This is a genomic window from Streptomyces bikiniensis (assembly GCF_000716625.1).
In the GTDB taxonomy this organism is placed as follows: Bacteria; Actinomycetota; Actinomycetes; order Streptomycetales; family Streptomycetaceae; genus Streptomyces; species Streptomyces bikiniensis.
In genome coordinates this window covers 167,755-187,541 of sequence record NZ_JNXJ01000005.1, presented here as the reverse complement: position 1 = coordinate 187,541, position 19,787 = coordinate 167,755, and the positions used below count along the sequence as shown (strand labels likewise).

The 19,787-nt window shown below is 71.6% G+C and carries 14 protein-coding genes and 1 pseudogene; all 15 read left to right on the top strand.

Features of this window, described 5'->3' with window-relative positions; translation table 11 throughout:
• Nucleotides 1–80: 80 nt before the first annotated feature.
• The 15 genes and pseudogenes from OO47_RS05200 to OO47_RS05130 all read left to right on the top strand — a co-directional run bounded on the left by OO47_RS05200 (nt 81) and on the right by OO47_RS05130 (nt 19,681).
• Entirely contained in the window at nt 81–707 is a 627-nt protein-coding gene (locus OO47_RS05200) for an NUDIX domain-containing protein (RefSeq protein ID WP_030212658.1), read from the top strand.
• Between the two features lie 202 nt (nt 708–909).
• The gene (locus tag OO47_RS05195) at nt 910–2,895 is read left to right on the top strand and encodes a tetratricopeptide repeat protein (protein WP_033208108.1); all 1,986 of its coding nucleotides are present in this window, start codon (nt 910–912) and stop codon (nt 2,893–2,895) included.
• A 148-nt stretch (nt 2,896–3,043) separates the two neighbouring features.
• Nucleotides 3,044–4,159 (top strand): alanine dehydrogenase, encoded by a 1,116-nt coding sequence (ald, locus tag OO47_RS05190; RefSeq protein ID WP_030212663.1) that lies wholly within the window; start codon nt 3,044–3,046, stop codon nt 4,157–4,159.
• Between the two features lie 447 nt (nt 4,160–4,606).
• A complete protein-coding gene (locus OO47_RS05185; RefSeq protein WP_030212665.1) occupies nt 4,607–5,632 on the top strand; it encodes a ParA family protein in 1,026 nt (341 codons plus the stop codon).
• The gene (locus OO47_RS05180; RefSeq protein ID WP_030212667.1) at nt 5,629–6,096 is read left to right on the top strand and encodes a hypothetical protein; all 468 of its coding nucleotides are present in this window, start codon (nt 5,629–5,631) and stop codon (nt 6,094–6,096) included. The genes OO47_RS05185 and OO47_RS05180 overlap by 4 nt, the downstream gene beginning before the upstream one ends.
• Nucleotides 6,097–6,767: 671 nt before the next feature.
• Complete coding sequence (locus tag OO47_RS38715; RefSeq protein WP_063831879.1) at nt 6,768–7,559, top strand: segregation and condensation protein A; 792 nt, start codon at nt 6,768–6,770, stop codon at nt 7,557–7,559.
• 62 nt (nt 7,560–7,621) lie between these two features.
• Nucleotides 7,622–8,179, top strand: a complete 558-nt coding sequence (gene scpB, locus OO47_RS05170) for an SMC-Scp complex subunit ScpB (RefSeq protein WP_051715946.1) — start codon at nt 7,622–7,624, stop codon at nt 8,177–8,179.
• On the top strand, nt 8,179–9,435 hold the full coding sequence (locus OO47_RS05165) for a pseudouridine synthase (protein ID WP_030212675.1): 1,257 nt from the start codon (nt 8,179–8,181) through the stop codon (nt 9,433–9,435). Before scpB ends, OO47_RS05165 begins: the two co-directional genes overlap by 1 nt.
• Before the next feature lie 184 nt (nt 9,436–9,619).
• On the top strand, nt 9,620–10,273 hold the full coding sequence (gene pnuC, locus OO47_RS05160) for a nicotinamide riboside transporter PnuC (protein ID WP_051715926.1): 654 nt from the start codon (nt 9,620–9,622) through the stop codon (nt 10,271–10,273).
• Complete coding sequence (locus OO47_RS05155) at nt 10,270–11,379, top strand: AAA family ATPase (protein WP_030212681.1); 1,110 nt, start codon at nt 10,270–10,272, stop codon at nt 11,377–11,379. The genes pnuC and OO47_RS05155 overlap by 4 nt, the downstream gene beginning before the upstream one ends.
• Complete coding sequence (locus OO47_RS05150; RefSeq protein ID WP_030212682.1) at nt 11,376–12,113, top strand: NUDIX hydrolase; 738 nt, start codon at nt 11,376–11,378, stop codon at nt 12,111–12,113. Before OO47_RS05155 ends, OO47_RS05150 begins: the two co-directional genes overlap by 4 nt.
• A pseudogene (locus OO47_RS05145) lies at nt 12,110–12,292 on the top strand (ADP-ribosylglycohydrolase family protein); the annotation flags it as partial. The gene OO47_RS05150 and the pseudogene OO47_RS05145, both read left to right, overlap by 4 nt.
• A gap of 129 nt (nt 12,293–12,421) precedes the next feature.
• Nucleotides 12,422–15,634 carry a Tn3 family transposase gene (locus OO47_RS05140; RefSeq protein ID WP_051715929.1) on the top strand — a complete coding sequence of 1,071 codons (3,213 nt, stop codon included), beginning with the start codon at nt 12,422–12,424 and terminating at the stop codon, nt 15,632–15,634.
• A gap of 408 nt (nt 15,635–16,042) precedes the next feature.
• A complete protein-coding gene (locus OO47_RS33850) occupies nt 16,043–17,215 on the top strand; it encodes a hypothetical protein (RefSeq protein ID WP_051715931.1) in 1,173 nt (390 codons plus the stop codon).
• 138 nt (nt 17,216–17,353) lie between these two features.
• Nucleotides 17,354–19,681 (top strand): carbohydrate-binding protein, encoded by a 2,328-nt coding sequence (locus OO47_RS05130; protein WP_158708627.1) that lies wholly within the window; start codon nt 17,354–17,356, stop codon nt 19,679–19,681.
• The last annotated feature ends 106 nt before the right edge of the window (nt 19,682–19,787 follow it).

The window sequence follows — 19,787 nt, the reverse complement described above, 5'->3', positions numbered from 1 at the left end:
CGCAGGCGCTAACGTTGCCGGGGTGCGGGCCCGTTCGGGTCCCGCACCCCGGTTTTCGTGTGTCTACGGGAGGACGACCGATGGAGTTGCAGGACACCCCGCAGGAGTGGCGGATCGCCGCGACGGCGACCCCCTTCCAGGGCGGGAAGACGGGCGTCCGCACGGACGACGTGGTCATGCCGGACGGCACGGTCGCGCGCCGCGACTACCAGGTCCACCCCGGCTCGGTGGCCGTCCTGGCCCTGGACGCGGAGGACCGGGTGCTGCTGATCAAGCAGTACCGGCACCCGGTGCGGCACCGGCTCTGGGAGATCCCGGCCGGGCTGCTCGACGTGCCCGGCGAGAACCCGCTGCACGCCGCCCGGCGCGAGCTGTACGAGGAGGCGCACGTCAAGGCGGAGGACTGGCGGGTCCTCACCGACTTCTACACCTCCCCGGGCGGCAGCGACGAGGCCGTGCGGATCTTCCTCGCGCGGGACCTCGCGGAGGCGGAGGGCGAGCGCTTCGAGGTGGCCGAGGAGGAGGCCGACATGGAGGTGGCGCGGGTGCCGCTCGGGGACCTCGTACGGGGTGTCCTCGCGGGCGACCTGCACAACAGCTGCCTGGTGAACGGCGTCCTGGCGCTGGCCGCCGCCCGCGCCGGCGACGGCCTCGACGCCCTCCGCCCGGCGGAGGCGCCCTGGCCGGCGCGCCCGTTCGAGGCGTAGGCCCCGGCCGGACCGCCGGGTCCGTGCCGGGTGCGGCGGGAGCGGACGCAGGTCCCGGTGTGACCATCTGTTGATCCGATCGAGGGATGTGTCCGCCCTGCTCCGCCGGGTATGCGTCCCGCGCTGAACTACGCTCGGAAACGCCCGCGCGGAGCCCCTCCCGCGGGATCGGCTCGTGCGCAGGTGGACGGGAGCGTGGCCCGTGACGGATCAGGCGGTGGCGGCAACCGGCAGCAGGCGGTTCTTCGGCCGCCAGCGCGAGTTGAAGGCCCTGCGCGCCGACATCGAACGGACCGGTCTCGACACCCTCACCGGCCGCAAGGCACCCCGCTCCCGGGTCCTGCTCGTCGCCGGGAAGCCGGGCTCGGGACGTACCGCCCTCGCCGAGGAACTGGCCGCCGCGGTCGCCGACCGGTACCCCGACGGGACCTTCCGCGTCCGGCTCGCCGAGCCCGGCGGCGAGCCCGTCCCCACCGGCCGGGCCGCCCGGGAACTCCTCGCCGCCCTCGGCGTCGCCGAACCCCCCGGCGCCGCCGAGGACGAGCTGACCGCACTGGTCCGCGGGGCCTTCGCCGGGCGCCGGGCCGTCCTGATCCTCGACGACGCCGTCGACGCCGAGCAGGCGGACCCGCTGATCCCCGACGAGCCCGGCACCCTGGTCATCGGGGTCGCCGGGGGGCCGCTCACCGGCATCCCCGACGTACGGCCCTGCACCCTCGGCGGCCTCGACCCCAAGTCGGCCATCGAACTGCTCACCTCCTTCACCGGCTCCGTCCGCATCACCGTCGACCCGCAGGCCGCCGAGACCCTGGTCGAGGAGTGCGGGGGACTGCCCGCCGCGGTCGTCCTCGCCGGCGGCTGGCTCTCCACCCACCCCAAGGCCTCCGTCGCCGACCTCGCCAAGCGGCTGCACGGGCCGGGCGGCGACCCCCTCACCCGGGCCTTCCTGCTCGCCCACGAGGCGCTGCCCGCCACCGCCGCCCGGATACTGCGCTTCCTCGTCCTCGCCCCGCTCGGCCGGGCCGACGCCCACACCGCCTCCGCCCTGGCCGGCTGCTCGGTCTCGGCGGCCGCGACCACGCTCGCCGACTTCGAGGCCCTGGGACTCGTCTCGGCCGGCGAGGACGGGCAGTACGAGGTCCGCTCCCATCTGGTGCCCCTCCTCCGTGCGCAACTGGAGGAGCGCGACCGGCCCGCCGAGGTGCAGCTCGCCCGGGCCCGGATGCTGGAGCGGACCGTACGGCTCCTCCAGTCCTGCCGCGCGGTCACCGAACCCGAGGGCTCGCCCGCCCGCAGGAAGCTGGCCGGGCTGCCGCGCGCCCTGCGCTTCCCGAACGCCGCCGCCGGAGCGGCCTGGCTGGACTCCCGGCGGCCCGTCCTGCTGGCCTCCGCCCGCCTCGCCGTCGCCGACGGGGAGCTCGACACCCTGGCCCGCCGCCTGATCGCCTCCCTGGTCCGGGCGCTCACCGCGCACCGGGGCGCCGAGGCGGCCGCCCCCGAGCTGTACGGGCTCCACCGGCTCGTCCTGGACGTGGCCGAGCGGCGCGGACTGCACCGGGAGCGGGCCGCGGCCCTGCTGAACCTGGCCGACCTCGACGCCCGTACCGGCAGGACGAAGGAGGCTCTGCTGCGGTATCGGTCTGCTTTGGAGGCCGGACGCGCAGCAAATGACCCGTACGCGACCGGCCGGGCGATGGAATCCGTAGGCGGGTCCTATCAGGAGCTGGGGGACTGGCAGCGGGCCGGCGACTGGTACGGGCGGGCGCTCGCCCAGCGCCTCGCCCGGGACGAGCGGGCCGACCAGGCCCGGCTGTACGCCCGCCTCGGCGCCGTGCAGACCTACGCCGGGCGGTACGGGGAGGCCCTGCGGAACTGGCGGGCCGCCGCCGCCGGCTACCGCAGGCTCTCCGATCTCCCCGGCTACGCACGGGCGTTGAGCGAGGCGGCCCGGGTCCAGGAGTACGCGGGGCGGCCCGAGGAGTCCCTGCGGACCTGCGAGGAGGCCGTGGAGTGGGCCCGCCGCGCCCAGGACGTCCGGCTCCAGGCGGCGCTCCGGCTGCGCCTCGCCGACACCCTCGACCGGCTCGGCGACCCGGCGGCGGCCCGGCTGCACCGGGCCGGGGCGGAGAGACTGCTGGAAACGGAACCATCTGCCTACGAAATCCGCAGTGGGTTCGGTGAAGATTAGTACTTTGAAAGGCTAGACAGCAGGAACTCCTTCATTAGACTGGTTCTGCCGCGTTCGAACGTGGTCTGCCCCGGTGCGTCGCGATGCATCCGGGTATGTATCGCAGTGCGCCAGTTATCCCTCCCTGATTCAAGGACCGTGATCGACGATGAAGGTCGGCATCCCCCGCGAGGTCAAGAACAACGAGTTCCGCGTGGCCATCACCCCCGCCGGTGTCCACGAGCTCGTCCGCCACGGCCACCAGGTCTTCGTCGAGCAGAACGCCGGTGTCGGCTCCTCGATCACGGACGCGGAGTACGTCGCCGCCGGCGCCGAGATCCTCCCCACCGCCGACGAGGTCTGGGCCACCGCCGACCTGCTGCTCAAGGTCAAGGAGCCCATCGCGGAGGAGTACCACCGCCTCCGCAAGGACCAGACCCTCTTCACCTACCTGCACCTCGCCGCCTCCCGCGAGTGCACCGACGCGCTGCTCGCCTCCGGCACCACCGCCATCGCGTACGAGACCGTCGAGACCGCGAACCGCGCCCTCCCGCTGCTCGCCCCGATGTCCGAGGTCGCGGGCCGCCTGGCCCCGCAGGTCGGCGCCTACCACCTGATGCGCTCGGCCGGCGGCCGCGGCGTCCTGCCCGGCGGCGTCCCCGGCACCCACGCCGGCAAGGCCGTCGTCATCGGCGGCGGCGTCTCCGGCTGGAACGCCACCCAGATCGCCGTCGGGATGGGCTTCCACGTGACCCTGCTCGACAAGGACATCAACAAGCTCCGCGAGGCCGACAAGATCTTCGGCACCAAGGTGCAGACGATCGTCTCCAACGCCTACGAGCTGGAGAAGGCCGTCGTCGAGGCCGACCTCGTCATCGGCGCCGTCCTCATCCCGGGCGCCAAGGCCCCGAAGCTGGTCACCAACGAGCTCGTCGCCAAGATGAAGCCCGGAAGTGTCCTTGTCGACATCGCGATCGACCAGGGCGGCTGCTTCGAGGACTCGCACCCGACCACCCACGCCGAGCCGACCTTCCGGGTCCACGACTCGGTCTTCTACTGCGTCGCCAACATGCCGGGCGCGGTCCCGAACACCTCCACCTACGCCCTCACCAACGCCACGCTTCCCTACATCGTGTCGCTGGCGAACAACGGCTGGGCCGAGGCCCTGCGCCGCGACGCCGCCCTCGCCCTGGGTCTCAACACCCATGACGGCAAGGTGGTGTACAAGGAGGTCGCCGAGGCCCACGGCCTGGAGCACGTCGAGCTGAGCAGCCTCCTGGGCTGACCCCGCGGCACCGCGTCAACGCGCGCCGTCAATACCGCGCACCCGGCCGGACCTTGTTCGACAAGGTCCGGCCGGCCGTGTCTCCGGCCACGCCGAAACGTTCGGGCAACTCGCGGCGAACGTAACTCTTTAACCGTTTCGCACACCCCGGAAACGTGCGGATGCGTGGCCGCGCACCCTTGACAGAGACGTGTTCGGTTGCCGACACATCGGGCCGGGTCCGGCGGATTGTGTTGCTGCGGACCGGTGACACGCCATAGAGTCGCCAACCGTCGGCATGGTGCCACGCTGACCTATCGATAAATGTTCCTGGTCACGCTCAAGGAGGTAAGACGACTTGTGAATAAGTCGACATTTACTCCCGGGAGTGGTGCGCCGGGAGCTCCGATCGGCTCCGTCGCGGTGCGGACCTTCGCGACGCACCAGCCCGTGACGACAGCCCACACGATGAAGACGATGGACGGCCTACACGTGAACGCCACGGCCGGCAACGAGATGGGCCGAGAGTCCACCCACTTCGCCGCCTACGACGAGGTGCCCGAGGGGCACTTCTACGACCCCGACGCCGAGTACGAGCCCGACCCGGAGTACGCGGCCACCCTCGCGCCCGACGCCGCCCGCCAGCGCCGCGAGCGGATCGGCCCGACCGGACGGCCCCTGCCGTACTTCCCGATCCCGGGTCCGCTGACCGACCACGGACCCGCGAAGATCATCGCGATGTGCAACCAGAAGGGCGGCGTCGGCAAGACCACGTCGACCATCAACCTGGGCGCCGCGCTCGCCGAGTACGGACGGCGGGTCCTGCTCGTCGACTTCGACCCGCAGGGAGCCCTGTCGGTCGGCCTCGGCGTGAACCCCATGGAGCTCGACCTCACCGTCTACAACCTGCTCATGGAGCGGGGCATGTCGGCCGACGAGGTCCTCCTGAAGACCGCCGTGCCCAACATGGACCTGCTGCCGAGCAACATCGACCTCTCGGCCGCCGAGGTGCAGTTGGTGAGCGAGGTCGCGCGCGAGTCCACCCTCCAGCGCGCCCTGAAGCCGCTGATGAACGACTACGACTACATCGTGATCGACTGTCAGCCCTCGCTCGGCCTGCTGACCGTGAACGCCCTGACGGCCGCTCACAAGGTCATCGTGCCCTTGGAGTGCGAGTTCTTCGCGCTGCGCGGCGTCGCCCTGCTGACCGAGACCATCGAGAAGGTCCAGGAGCGGCTTAACCCCGAGCTGGAGCTCGACGGCATCCTCGCCACGATGTACGACTCCCGGACCGTGCACAGCCGCGAGGTGCTCGCGCGCGTCGTCGAGGCCTTCGACGACCACGTCTACCACACGGTCATCGGGCGGACCGTGCGCTTCCCGGAGACCACGGTCGCCGGCGAGCCCATCACCACGTACGCCTCCAACTCCGTGGGCGCCGCCGCCTACCGCCAGCTCGCCAGGGAGGTGCTCGCCCGGTGTCACGCCGAGTGAGTCTGCCCGGCGCCGACGAACTCTTCCGTACGACCGGGGGGACGGCGCTGCAGGCGTCCTCACCCCGCCGGGCCGTCCCGGCCCCGGCGGGCGAGAGCGACCCGGCGGCGGCCGAGGGCTCCGCGGAGCACACGGCGGCGGACTCCGAGGCCGCGGAACCGCGCGCCCGGACGTCCCCCGAGACCGAGAAGGCGGCCCCGGCCGCCGCCCCCCGGCGGCGCGGCGGAGGCCGCACCGCGAGCCGGCGGCCCAGCGGCCGCGAGCGCCACGACGAGAAGATCACGGTCTACGTCTCCGCCGAGGAGCTGATGGACCTGGAGCACGCCCGGCTCGTGCTGCGCGGCGAGCACGGCCTCGCCGTCGACCGGGGCCGGATCGTCCGGGAGGCCGTCGCGGTCGTCCTGGCGGACCTGGAGTCCCGCGGCGACGCGAGCATCCTCGTCCGCCGTCTGCGCGGCCGCTGACGGTAGCCTGCGGGCTGCCGCGCCCTCCGCTCCCCTGGACCTCCATGCACCACGCCCCCGACTCCACCCCCGACGAAACGTCCCGCCCGCCGCGCCGCCGCGCTCTGGGGCACGGCGGGGGCACGGGACCCCTGCGGGGGGCGGGGGAGGGGGCCGGGGCCCCTGAACCCTCCCGGACCTCTGTGGCTCCCGCCGGGACCTCCGGAGTGCCTGCCGGGACCTCTGTGGATCCCGCCGGGACTCCCGGAGTGCCTGCCGGGACCTCTGCGGCGCCCGCCGGGGTCCCCGAGGCGGCCGTACGGGCCCCCGCGCTTGATCGGGAGCCCCCAGGGCCCGTCGCCGAGCCCCCCGCGCCCGCGGGAGGGCCCGCGGGCGGCCGGGAACTCCCGGCGTTCCCCTCCGAGCCCTCCGCGCCCGTGGAGCCGGCCCCCCGTGAGGGGCACCCGGCCCCCGCCGGGGAACCCGGCCCCGCAGAGGCCGTGACCGTACGTCCCGGTGACCCGGACGCGGCGTCCCCGGCAGCGGGGGAGCCCGGGGCCGCGCGAGGATCCGCGCCCGACGGGGAACACCCGGAGCCCGGCGACGGGCCCCCGGCCGCCACGGACGGGCCTCCGGCCGTCGCGGACGGGCTCCCGGCCGGCGGTCCCGGTGGGGCCGAGGGGCGGTTCACCGTGCGCCTCTCGAACTTCGAGGGGCCCTTCGACCTGCTGCTCCAGCTGATCACCAAGCACAAGCTCGACGTCACCGAGGTCGCGCTCTCCGAGGTCACCGACGAGTTCATGGCGCACCTGCGGGCCCTCGGGCCCGACGGGGACCTCGACCAGACCACCGAGTTCCTGGTCGTCGCCGCCACCCTGCTCGACCTCAAGACCGCCCGGCTGCTGCCCGCCGCCGAGGTGGAGGACGAGGCCGACCTCGCCCTCCTGGAGGCCCGCGACCTGCTCTTCGCCCGGCTCCTCCAGTACCGCGCGTACAAGCGCATCGCGGCGATCTTCGAGGAGCGGTGGGAGAGCGAGGGCCGCCGCCACCCCCGTACCGTCGGACTCGAACCGCACCACGCCGAGCTGCTCCCCGAGGTCGTCATCTCCCTCGGCGCCGAGGGCTTCGCCAAGCTGGCCGTCAAGGCCATGCAGCCCAAGGCCGAGCCGCAGGTGTACGTCGAGCACGTCCACGCCCCCCTCGTCAGCGTCCGCGAGCAGGCCGCCGTGGTCGCCGCTCTGCTGCGCGAGCGCGGCACGGCGGCCTTCCGGGAGCTGATCGAGGACGCCGGCGACACCCTCACCGTCGTCGCCCGCTTCCTCGCCCTCCTGGAGCTCTACCGGGAGCGGGCCGTCGCCCTCGACCAGGAGACCGCCCTCGGTGACCTCACCGTCTCCTGGACCGGCGGGGACGGCGAGACCGGGGTCACCGACGAGTTCGACCAGGAACCAGGACAGGAACAGGAAACGGAGGCCCGCGCGTGAGCGTCCCCGACACCGGCACCGACAACGGCACCGGCCTCAAGCCCTCCCTCGAAGCCGTCCTCATGGTGGTCGACGAGCCCGCCACCGAGGCCCACCTCGCCGAGGTCCTGGACCGCACTCCCCGGGAGGTCGCCGACGCCCTGCGCGAGCTGGCCGACGAGTACACCGCCCAGGGCCGCGGCTTCGAGCTGCGCCAGGTCGCCGGGGGCTGGCGCTACTACACCCGCCCCGCGTACGCCCCGGCCGTCGAGGCCTTCGTCCTGGAGGGCCGGCAGGCCCGGCTCACCCAGGCGGCCCTGGAGACCCTCGCGGTCGTCGCGTACCGCCAGCCGGTCAGCCGTTCCCGCGTCTCGGCGGTGCGCGGGGTCAACTGCGACGGCGTGATGCGGACCCTCCTCCAGCGGGGTCTGGTGGAGGAGGCGGGCGCGGAACCCGAAACAGGTGCGATCCTGTACAGGACGACGAACTACTTCCTGGAGCGGATGGGCCTGCGCGGCCTGGACGAACTCCCCGAGCTCGCCCCCTTCCTCCCCGAGGCGGAGGCGGTCGAGCCGGACTCCCTCGAAGGCGTCCCGTCGTTCGAACCCGACGCAGACGTAGACGACAAGACGGAACTTTGATGCGAAGCAGCAGCGGCAGGAACAGCAGCGGAAACAACGGCGGGAGCCGTGGTGGCAACAGCGGCGGCCGCGGCGGCAGCGGTGGCGGCCGTGGAAGCGGCGGCGGTGGCGGCGGACGCGGCAACTACCGCGGCGCCGGCAACGGGCGCGACGACCGCCAGGGCGGCGGGCGTCCGGGCCAGGGCGGTGGCCGTCCGGGTCAGAGCGGCGGTCGCCCCGGCGGCCAGGGCGGCGGCTTCCGGCAGGGGAGCCAGGGAGGCCAGGGCGGTGCCAACACGCGCCGGCCGCGCCCGGAGGAGCGCAGCTACGACGTGGACGGCCTCGCCGGCCGCTCGGACGCCCCCCGGCGCGGTCGCGGCGACGCGGCGCGCGGCGGGGCCAAGGGCGGCCCCCGGCAGTCCCCGCAGCGCGGCGGCGGCCGTACGGCGCCGGCCCGCTCGCGCGAGTACGACGCCCGCACCGAGGAGCGCAACCGGGAGCGGTACGCCGGCAAGCCCGAGATCAAGACCCCCAAGACCTTCCCCGGCGCCGAGCAGGAGGGCGAGCGGCTGCAGAAGGTCCTCGCCCGCGCCGGCATGGGCTCGCGCCGCGCCTGCGAGGAGCTGATCGAGCAGGCCAGGGTCGAGGTCAACGGCGAGATCGTCGTCGAGCAGGGCATGCGCGTCGACCCGGAGAAGGACGAGATCAAGGTGGACGGCCTGACCGTCGCCACCCAGTCGTACCTCTTCTTCGCCCTGAACAAGCCCGCCGGCGTCGTCTCCACCATGGAGGACCCGGACGGCCGCCAGTGCCTCGGCGACTACGTCACCAACCGCGAGACCCGGCTCTTCCACGTCGGCCGGCTCGACACGGAGACCGAGGGCATCATCCTGCTCACCAACCACGGCGAGCTGGCCCACCGCCTCACGCACCCCAAGTACGGCGTGAAGAAGACCTACCTGGCCGCCATCACCGGCCCGCTGCCCCGCGAGGTCGGCCGGCGGCTCAAGGACGGCATCCAGCTGGAGGACGGCTACGCCCGCGCCGACCACTTCCGCGTGGTCGAGCAGACCGGCAAGAACTACCTGGTCGAGGTCACCCTGCACGAGGGCCGCAAGCACATCGTGCGCCGGATGCTGGCCGAGGCGGGCTTCCCGGTCGAGAAGCTGGTCCGCACCGCCTTCGGCCCGATCGCGCTGGGCGACCAGAAGTCGGGCTGGCTGCGCCGCCTGACTAACACGGAGGTCGGCATGCTGATGAAGGAAGTCGGCATGTAGCGCCGCCGAGGCGCCCGTACGCATCCGTACGAAGGGGCCCGTGACCGTTCCGGCGGTCACGGGCCCCTTTCGCGTCCCCGCCCGGCCCTTCCGTGTGCGTGTCCGCTCCTTCGCGTCCCCGCCCGGCCCTTGTGGGCGCGGCCCGCCACCCTTTATAGTCAACATGACTCTTAAGGAGGCGGGCGTGAGCCTCGCGACTTTGCTCGAACCCCTGCAGCAACCGCTCTTCACCGTCCTGGACACCCCGGTCAGCTGGACCGAGGTCCTGGGCTTCGGCAGCGGAGCGCTCTGCGTCTGGCTGGTGGCCCGCCAGCACGTGGCCAACTGGCCGATCGGCATCGCCAACAACCTCTTCTTCGTCCTGCTCTTCACGCAGGCCGGGCTCTACGCCGACGCCGGCCTCCAGATCGTCTTCATCACCCTCGCCGCGTACGGCTGGTGGACCTGGACCCACGGGGGTGGACCAGGCTCCGACACCCTTCCGGTGCGCCGCACCACGCGCACCGAATGGGCGTGGCTGCTCGCGGCGGGGGTGGTGGGGACCCTCGCCCTCACCCTGCTGCTCGACCGCGCCACCGACTCGACCGTCCCCTTCTGGGACGCCCTGACCACCGCGCTCTCCCTCATGGCCACCTACGGCCAGTGCCGGAAGCGCCTGGAGTCCTGGTGGCTCTGGATCGCCGCGGACGTCGTCTACGTGCCGCTGTACGCCCACAAGGGCCTGTACCTGACCTCCCTGCTGTACGTCGGCTTCATGGCGCTCTGCGCGAGCGGCCTGCGCGGCTGGAGCAGGGACTTCGCGGGGACCGCCCGGCGACAGGTGGAGGCGGCGGCGTGACGCACGACGACCCCGGCACCGGGCGGCCGGAGCGCTACGGGCACGGCCTCGTCCTCGGCAAGTTCTATCCGCCGCACGCCGGCCACCACCACCTCGTCCGCACCGCCCTCGCCCGCTGCGACCGCCTCACCGTCCTCGTCTGCGCCTCCTCCGCCGAGTCCGTGCCGCTGGAGGAGCGCGTCGCCTGGATGCGCGAGGTCCACCCCGACGCCCTCGTCGTCGGCGCCGTCGACGACCACCCCGTCGACCTCCACGACCCCGACGTGTGGGAGGCCCACATGCGCGTCTTCCGGGCCGCCGTGCCCGAACGCGTCGACGCCGTCTTCACCTCGGAGCCCTACGGCGAGGAACTCGGCCGCCGCTTCGGCGCCGCGTCCGTCCTCGTCGACCCCGACCGCGCCCGCTTCCCCGTCTCCGGCACCGCCGTCCGCGCGGACCCCGCCGGCTGCTGGGACTTCCTGGAGGCCCCCGTGCGGGCCGCGCTCACCCGCCGGGTCGTCGTCCTCGGCGCCGAGTCCACCGGCACCACCACCATGGCCCTCGCCCTCGCCGACCACTACCGGCGGCGCGGCGGCGTCTGGGCCCGCACCCGGTACGTACCGGAGTACGGCCGCGAGTACAGCGAACTCAAGCTCGCCGAGCTGAGGGCCGAACGCCCCGGCGCCACCTGGCCGGACGTCGCCTTCCGCTCCTCCGACTTCCCCGTCATCGCCCAGCGCCAGGCCGAACTGGAGGAGGAGGCCGCCCGCGACGGCTCGCCCGTCCTCTTCTGCGACACCGACGCCTTCGCCACCACCATCTGGCACGAGCGCTACATGGGCACCACCAGCCCCGACACCGGCGAGATCGCCGCCCGCGGCCGCCAGCACCTCTGGCTGCTCACCGACCACCGGGGCGTCGACTTCGAGGACGACGGCCTGCGCGACGGGGAGCACCTGCGGCCCTGGATGACCGCCCGCTTCCTCACCCAGCTCGCGCACTCCGGCCGCCGCACGGTCGTGCTCACCGGCCCGCACGAGGAACGGCTCGCCACCGCCGTCGCCGCCGTGGACGCGCTGCTCGCCGAGGGCCCCCGCCTCACCGACCCCCTGCCGGAGCGCCGATGACCGCCCACCGGGCCCCCGAGGGCTACGACCCGCACGCCTTCGAGCCGTTCGCCGTCACCGTCGACCTCGCCGTCCTCACGATCCGCGAGGAAAGCCTCCGCGTCCTGCTCGTCGAACGCGCCCGGGAGCCGTACGCCGGGTCCTGGGCCCTGCCCGGCGGCTTCGTGCTGCCCCGCGAGTCCGCCGAGACCGCCGCCCGCCGCGAACTCGCCGAGGAGACCGGCCTCTCCGGGACCACCGTCGCCGGACTCCACCTCGAACAGCTCCGCACCTACACCGAGCCGGACCGCGACCCGAGGATGCGGGTCGTCTCCGTCGCCTTCACCGCGCTCGTCCCCGACCCGCCCGAGCCGCGCGGCGGCGGGGACGCGGCCCAGGCGCGGTGGATCCCGTACGGGACGCACGCGCCGCTCGCCTTCGACCACGACCGGATCCTCGCCGACGCCCACGAACGGGTCGGCGCCAAACTCGAGTACACCTGCCTCGCCACGGCCTTCTGCCCGCCCGAGTTCACCCTCGGCGAGCTGCGGCAGGTCTACGAGACGGTCTGGGGCGTCGAGCTCGACCGCCCCAACTTCCGGCGCAAGGTCCTCGCCACGCCCGGCTTCGTCCGGGCCGTGGAGGGGCCGCCGCGCCTCACCGGCGGACGGGGGAAACCGGCCGCCCTCTACCGGGCGGGCGGGGCCACGGCCCTCCACCCGCCCCTCCTGCGACCGGAAGGACGCTCCTCGTGAACCACGCACGCACCGCCGCCAAGCGGGCCGCGACCGGATCCCTGATCGGACTCGCGCTCGGCGACGCGCTGGGACTCCCCACGGAGTTCATCGACGTGCCGCGCATCATCAGCTGGTACGGCCCGTGGCGGGAGCTGGACCTGCCGGGCAACGGCCGCGTCACCGACGACACCCAGATGGGGCATGACCCAGATACGCCAGAAACCCGCCACGGGATGATCTTGAGTTGTTGAGTGCCCTGTCCCGTCACTCGTTCGGCTCAGTGTCGTTGGTGGTGATGTTGGGTTTCGTCTGGGGCGGGGTGGGCTGTGACCTCGATCGAGCGGACCGCGTATCCGCGGTTCAAGCGGCTGATCACCGCGCATGAGCTGCATCTGTTCTTCGCGCCGAGCCGGGACGAGGTCGAGTGGGCCGCCGCCCGCACCGACTGCGACGAGCACCTCTTGGCCCAGTTGCTCGCTCTGAAGTCGTACCAGCGCATGGGGTGCTTCCCGAAGCTGGATGAGATCCCGGAGACAGTGGTCGACTTCGTCCGCCGCGCTGTGGACCTGCAGGAGGGCACGGTGCCGAAGGCCGCGAACCGTACGGCGGAACGGCAGCGAACCGCCGTACGCCAGCGGACGGGCCTGTCGTACGACAAGGCGAGGGCCCGGAAGATCGCCGAGGCGGTGATGCGGAGCGAGGCGGTGTCGAAGAACCGGCCGGCCGATCTGATCAACATCGCGTTGGAGAAGGTCGTCGAGGCCGGGCTGGAGCTGCCGGGCTTCACCACGCTGGACGCGCTCGCGGCGAAGGTCCGCACCGAGGTGAACGCCTCAATCTGCATGGGCGTCTACGACCAGCTCAGCGAGGCCCACCGCGAGCGGCTGCTTGCGTTGCTGTCGGAGAAGGACCCCTCGGGCACCACGAAGTACAACCGGCTGAAGCAGTCGGCGAAGGCCCCGACGTGGTCGCACTTCCGTGCCCAGGCCGAGCATCTGGGGTGGGTGGACGAGCTGGGCGAGACCGGGCTGTGGCTGGCTGGCGTCACCTCGGGGAAGATCACGGATTTCGCCGGTGAGGCGGATGCCGCAGATGCGCCGGGGCTGCGGGACTACAACCTGGTGAAGCGGCTCGCGCTGCTGGTGTGCCTGGTCCACAAGGCACGGATGCGGGCCCGGGACGACCTGACCACGATGTTCTGCAAGCGGATCGCGTTGCAGGTCAAGCGGGCCAAGGCGGAGCTGGAGCAGATCCGGGATCAGCAGCAGGCCATCGTCGAGGCGTTGATCGGGAACTACCGTACGGTGCTCCAGCACATCGACTCCGACAGTCCCGTGCAGGCCGCGCGGGAGAAGGCGGCCGCGCTGACTGCCGAGATCCTGACGGTGGTCGGGGAGCTCGGTCAGGATGCCGGGCCTGACACCGTCGCGGACCGGCTCGGCGAGGGGCTCGCACCCGCGCTGCACACGATGGCGAAGGCCCTGCGCGTACAGGCCGGCGCCCTGGGAGCACCGGCTGCGGCGGTGGACGACTTCGGCGGGTTCGAGGGGCAGTACGAGCAGATCGAGAAGGTGGCCGCCCATCACGGCAACTACTGGGAGGTGCTGCTGTACGGGCACCTGCTCAAGGACCGCTCCACCATGTACGACCTGACCAGCCGCCTGGAACTGCGGGCAACCTCCGAGGACAACCGCGTCCTGGACGCGCTCGCGCACGCCCGCCGCCACAAGAACCTGCGCGACTACATCCCCGAGCGGCACGAGGACGGCCGCCCGGTCGACATCTCGTTCGCCACGCTGAACTGGCAGAAGGCCGTACGGGACAAGAACCGGCCGGGTGCCTTCGTGCGCAAGCACTTCGAGGCGATGGTGTTCGCCGCACTCGCCGAGGAGCTGCGGATCGGTGACGTCGCGGTGGCCGACTCCGAGGAGTACGCCGACTGGAGCGAGCAGCTTCTGCCGTGGGAGGCCGTCGAGGCAAAGCTGGGCGACTACCTGGCGGAGGTCGGTCTCGCCGAGCCCGGCGACACGACGCCGTACGACGCGGTGACGTTCCGGCGGCAGCTGGAGGACAAGCTCACCGCGGCTGCCGCTGCGGCGGATGCCGGGTACCCGGACAACGAGGGCCTGGTCATCGATCCGGAGACCGGCATCCCCTCCCTCAAGGCCCACCGCTCCGAGGGCCAGCGGGCCTCGGCGAAGGCCCTGGAGCAGGAGATCAAGGCCCGGATGCCGGAGCGCTCCCTGCTCGGGATCATCTCCCGCACGGCGTACTGGGTGGAGTGGTGGCGCCGCTTCGGCCCGGCCTCCGGCAACGAGCCGAAGCTGAAGGACCCCTTCGGCCGGTACGTGATCACCACGTTCGTGAAGGGCACGAACATGGGCCCCTACGAGGCCGCCCGCCACATTCCCGGCGTGAGCGGGCACGAGCTGTCGCTGGCCGCGAACCGGCACTTCTCCATCCCGACGCTGAACGAGGCGATCGCCGACCTGGTCAACGCGCACGCCCGCCTGGACATCTCCCAGGCGTGGGGCGACGGCTCCGCGGTCGCCGCGGACGGCACCCACATGGACACCTACCTCAACAACCTGCTGTCCGAGACGTCCGTGCGGTACGGCAAGCCGGGCGGCATCGCCTACCACCACATCTCGGACACTTACATCGCGTTGTTCACGCACTTCATCCCGTGCGGGGTGTGGGAGGCCGTCTACATCATCGAGGGCCTGCTGAAGAACACCTCCGAGGTGAAGCCGACCACGGTGCACGCGGATACGCAGGGCCAGTCGTTCCCGGTCTTCGCGCTCGCCCACCTGCTGGGCTTCGACCTGATGCCCAGGATCAGGAACTGGAAGGACCTGACCTTCTACCGGCCCACGAAGCGGACCGAGTACGTGCACATCGACGCCCTGTTCGGAGAGCCGGGCCGCAACGTCATCGACTTCGACCTGATCGAATCCCAGTTCCGGCACCTGATGCGCGTGGCTGTCTCCGTACGCGAGGGCGCCATCTCCTCCACGCTGCTGCTGCGGCGCCTGCGCGCCGGCTCACGCAAGAACGCCACCTACACCGCCTTCCGCGAGGTCGGCCGCGTCATCCGCACCATCCAGCTCCTGCGCTACCTCTCGGACGCTCCGCTGCGCCGACGGGTGACCGCCGCCACGAACAAGGTCGAGGCGTTCAACGGCTTCTCCCAGTGGATCGGCTTCGGCAACGGCGGCGTCATCACCGACAACGACCCCGTCGAGCAGGAGAAGACCGCGAAATTCAACGCCCTGCTCACGAACGCGGTGATCTTTCACAACGCCCTGGACATCGCCGAGATCGTGCGCCAGCTCCAGGAGGAGGGCTACGTCGTCGACCCCGAGGACCTGGCCCACATCTCGCCGTACCTGACCGAGCACATCCGCCGCTTCGGCGAGTACTCCACCCACGAACTCGGCATCCAGCCCGAGGCGTACGACCCGCACCTGGACGTCGACTTCAGCCCGCTGCGCGGTGAGGCGACGCCCGCGTCGGACAGCTACGGCCGGGCGGCCTGACCAACCCAGTGTCGTGGACGGTCCCGCGTCGGACGTTACAGCTTCACCGCGTCGACTCGCCGGAGCTGGACGAAGACGAGACCGGCACCGAGTAACCGAGGCAGCCGACCGTCAGCGGCAGACCCACACAGGAGCGTCCTGGGCAGTCGATAGGGCGCCAACCGTGCCCCCGGCGAGGTCAGCGCAGGCCAATGCATGCGCGATCGACTCCACTGCGTCGGGTGCGCCTCAAGCTGGGGCGCTCGGGACCCGTACGTATGCGCCCCCGTATACGCATTCGTGCGCCCGCCGTTCGGGCGCTGCAACCGGGTGATCGTCCCTGGGCAGGCCGTGACCAGCGGGCAAGGATCAAACAGCCGACTAAATGGTCGGCATTCGGCGGTTTCTGCGAGTGTGAGGAGTTCGCGGGTGAGTAACGGCAAGGTGTGGGTTGAGACGCATTGGTGGGGGTTCGACCTCCATCTCGACCACGAGGCGGTGAAGTACTACATCAAGGGCCGCGAACTCCTCGGTGAAGTCCTCAAGCCGTTTCTGCCTGAGGGGATCAAGGAGGTCGTCGAGGTCGCCGTCATGGCGCAGACCAAGTGGATCGAGGCGGTGGCGGGGGACAACGGGGTGAAGCTGAGCTCGCCGTGGGTGTCACCGGCGATGCTGATCCCCACGCGCGAGGACGCGCCGGTCCAGGACGTCAAGCTGTGGTGGACCACTTATGCGTGGGACTCCGACAAAAGCGCGTGGCACTGGAACAAGGACCAGGCGTTCCCCGGCCACGAGAGCTGGGACGCGCCGGCGCTGGCGGAGTACCACGGGAAGCTGTACGCGGTGCACCGCGGCGCGAACGACGACTCGCTGTGGTGGGCGGTCTACGACCCGGACAAGGGCTGGGGCGAGGACAACAGATTCCCTGGGCACCACAGCGCCGGAGGACCAGCGCTCGCGGTGTTCCAGGACAAGCTGTACTGCGTGCACCGCGGCGCAGGCGACGACCAGCTGTGGTACACCGTGTTCGACGGCAGCTCGTGGAGCTCCGACACCAAAATGCCCGGCTTCTCGCGCACCGGGCCAGCGCTGGCGGTTTACCGGGACCGGCTGTACTGCGTGCACCGCGGCGCAGGCGACCCGCAGCTGTGGTGGATGACCTTCGACGGCAGCTCGTGGTCTGATGACCACAAGTTCCCAGACTGGCAGGCCACCGCCTCGGAGCCGGGCCTGGCGGTCTACAGGGACCGCCTGTACTGCGTTCACCAGGGCGCCGACACCAACACCACCTTGTGGTGGACCCGGTTCGATGGGTCGTCGTGGACCAAGGACGAGGAGATCGTCACCAGCAGCGGCAAGCACCGCACCTCCACCGGCGCTGCACTGGAAGTCTTCCAGGACAAGCTGTACTGCGCGCACCGCGGCGCCCACACCGACACCAACATGTACTGGCTGACCTTCGACGGGAGCACCTGGTCCCCGGACCAGAAGTTCCCCAGTCACCAGACGGCCTCCGACCCGGCGCTGATCGCCTACCGCGACAAGCACGCCCCCTCCGACCGCAAAGACCAGCTGCTCTGTGTCCACCGCGGCCACAACTGACTGACCCGGCCCACGCGGGCGCTGCACCCTGCGCCTGTCAGCGCGTTCGGTGCCGCGCCCGCGACCGCCCTCATGGCCACCGCACCCTCCGGGGTATGCCCGGGCCGGCGCCTCCTGCCCCAGCGAACAGGAATCTCCATGACCGAAGCGGTGCGCAACACAGCCCCCACCACTTTTGCTCCCACCGAGCCCGCCCCCACGGGACCGCCGCCCTTGGACCTGGCCAATCCCGGATTCGAAGACGGAACGCTCGGCTGGACGTTCACCACCGGCGCGGGCGTGGCCACCAACAACCCGCACAGCGGCATCCACCATGCCTACCTCGACGCGGGGCCGGGTAGAGCCCTCACCCAGACGGTCACCGCCGCCGCGCCAGGAACCTACGAAGCCTCAGCGTGGATCGCCACCGGCGCAGGCGGCGCGACCTTCAGCCTCAGCCGCAACGACATCCTGATCGAGACGTTCCCTCTCAGCAGCGCGCAGCCTTACACCCGACACACCCTGCCCGCGATCACGGTAAACGCCGGTGACCGGCTTACCATCGCGGTCCAGTCCGGCGACGGCTGGACCAACATCGACGACATCGCGATCAACGCCCTCCCGTTTGCTCCCCTCCTCATGACGAACCCCGGCTTCGAGGAGGGCACGCACGGCTGGACCTTCACCGCACACGCCGGCATCGGCACCAACAACCCCCACACCGGCACCCGCCACGCCTACCTCGACGCCACACCCGGAACGCAGGTCTCCCAGACCATGACCGCAACCGGCCCGTGCCGGGTCATGGCCTCGATCTGGACCGCCGCAGGCAACGACGGCGGCACCCTGCAAGCCTCCACCGACAACACCGCACCCGCCAGCACACCGCTGCCAGGACGCGCCCGCTACACACGCTCCACCACCCCCGCCGTTGCCGTCGCGGCCGGTGACCGACTCACCGTCGCCCTTACCAACGCCCACGCCTGGGTCAACGCCGACGACGCGATGCTGTCGCCCGCCGCGCCCGCCGACCCCGTGGTGACCTCCTCCAACCCCACAGCCGCCGCCATGTTCGCCTGGGCGAAAACCAAGGCCAACAGCTGGGTCCACCTCGCCGGCACACCAGGCCCGGTCAACGCCGACGAAAACCACCCCACCGGCACCTCCACCGCGACCTACCGACCCAGCTTCTGGGCCGGCTATGCCCACCGCAGCGCCTACTACATGCGCGACTTCGCCCACCAGGTCCCCGGCGCACTCCTCCTCGGCCTGCACACCGAAACCCTCACCATGCTGCGGTCCTTCGCACGCTCCGCCACCTCTGAGCGCGGCTGGTACCCGGTGTGGTCGATGAACTTCGACACCACCACCGCGCACGCCATCGACTACCGCGGCACCGACTCCTTCGTACGCGAACTGCCCGCACCCTTCGAACTCGTCGAAAGAGCCGCCCACGCCTACCGATGGACCGGCGACCGGACCTGGATCACCGACGAGACCCTGTGGGCGTTCTACCGCCACACCACCGACGATTTCCTCCGCTCCCACGGGACCGCGAAGAACGACCGCGTCACCATCGCCCGCGCCCCAGGCCAGGACATCTTTCGCGGCGTCGCCAGCTACGACGAAGGCGGCCAGCCACTTGCAGAGGCCGGGGACGCAATCGCCTCCCAGTACCAGGCCCACCTCGCCGTCTCAGTCCTCGCCCAGGCCCGCGGCGACACCACCCTCGCTGACCACGCCGCCCAGGAGGCCCGCGACCTGAAGGACTATTTCAACACCACCTGGGCCGGTAGCGGCCACGGCCACGACATGATCCGCGCCTACTCCACCAGCGGCCAGGCGCTCACCGGCTGGGGCCGCGAGAACAGCTGGTTCATGCCCATGAAGGACATCACCGCCCCAGGCCAGCGCACCACCGACTACCTCAACTTCATCCACCAGCAGGTTGGCGACCCCAACACCCGCCCACACAACATCGAGGCCCTCACCTACCTTCCCGACACGTTCTTCCCCCACGGCCACAACGACCGCGCCTGGCAGTGGATGCAGCGCATCTACGACGCCCGAAACGACGACCACCCCGTACCCCGCCAAGGCACCAACGGCGAGTACCCCGAGGTCTCCTACACCCTTATCCACCAGACGATCGAAGGTCTCCTCGGCATCACCCCCGACGCCCCGGGCAACGCATTTGCCACTCACTCCCACCTGCCCGCTGGCATCGACTGGCTGCAAGCAGCCCACATCCCCCTCGGCCCCGACAGCATCACCGTCCGCCACGACGGCCACACCTCCAGCACCGCCACCAACCACTCCGCCACCCGCGCCTACAAATGGCAGCCGCACTTCGACGGCACCCACCCCACCATCACCGTCAACGGCCACACCGCCCCCGCCGAGCACGCCACTGTCCACGGCCGCCCGTGCACCCGTACCACCGTCGTCCTCTCCGCCAGCGCGGGCGCCACGGCTACGGTGAACTGATACCCGCCGACGTACCGAGCCCACCGTGACCCGAGATCGTGGACGACGAAGGGCCGCGGGTTCACAACCAGCGCTCGGTGGCACAAGTGTTCCCCAAGGTTGCAGC

What these genes read in the sequence shown, in the direction of transcription:
- OO47_RS05200 (WP_030212658.1), top strand. Translation starts at nt 81, where the DNA reads ATGGAGTTGCAGGACACCCCGCAGGAGTGGCGGATCGCCGCGACGGCG.
- ald (WP_030212663.1), top strand. Translation starts at nt 3,044, where the DNA reads ATGAAGGTCGGCATCCCCCGCGAGGTCAAGAACAACGAGTTCCGCGTG.
- OO47_RS05185 (WP_030212665.1), top strand. Translation starts at nt 4,607, where the DNA reads ATGAAGACGATGGACGGCCTACACGTGAACGCCACGGCCGGCAACGAG.
- scpB (WP_051715946.1), top strand. Translation starts at nt 7,622, where the DNA reads ATGGTGGTCGACGAGCCCGCCACCGAGGCCCACCTCGCCGAGGTCCTG.
- OO47_RS05165 (WP_030212675.1), top strand. Translation starts at nt 8,179, where the DNA reads ATGCGAAGCAGCAGCGGCAGGAACAGCAGCGGAAACAACGGCGGGAGC.
- OO47_RS05150 (WP_030212682.1), top strand. Translation starts at nt 11,376, where the DNA reads ATGACCGCCCACCGGGCCCCCGAGGGCTACGACCCGCACGCCTTCGAG.
- OO47_RS05130 (WP_158708627.1), top strand. Translation starts at nt 17,354, where the DNA reads ATGACCGAAGCGGTGCGCAACACAGCCCCCACCACTTTTGCTCCCACC.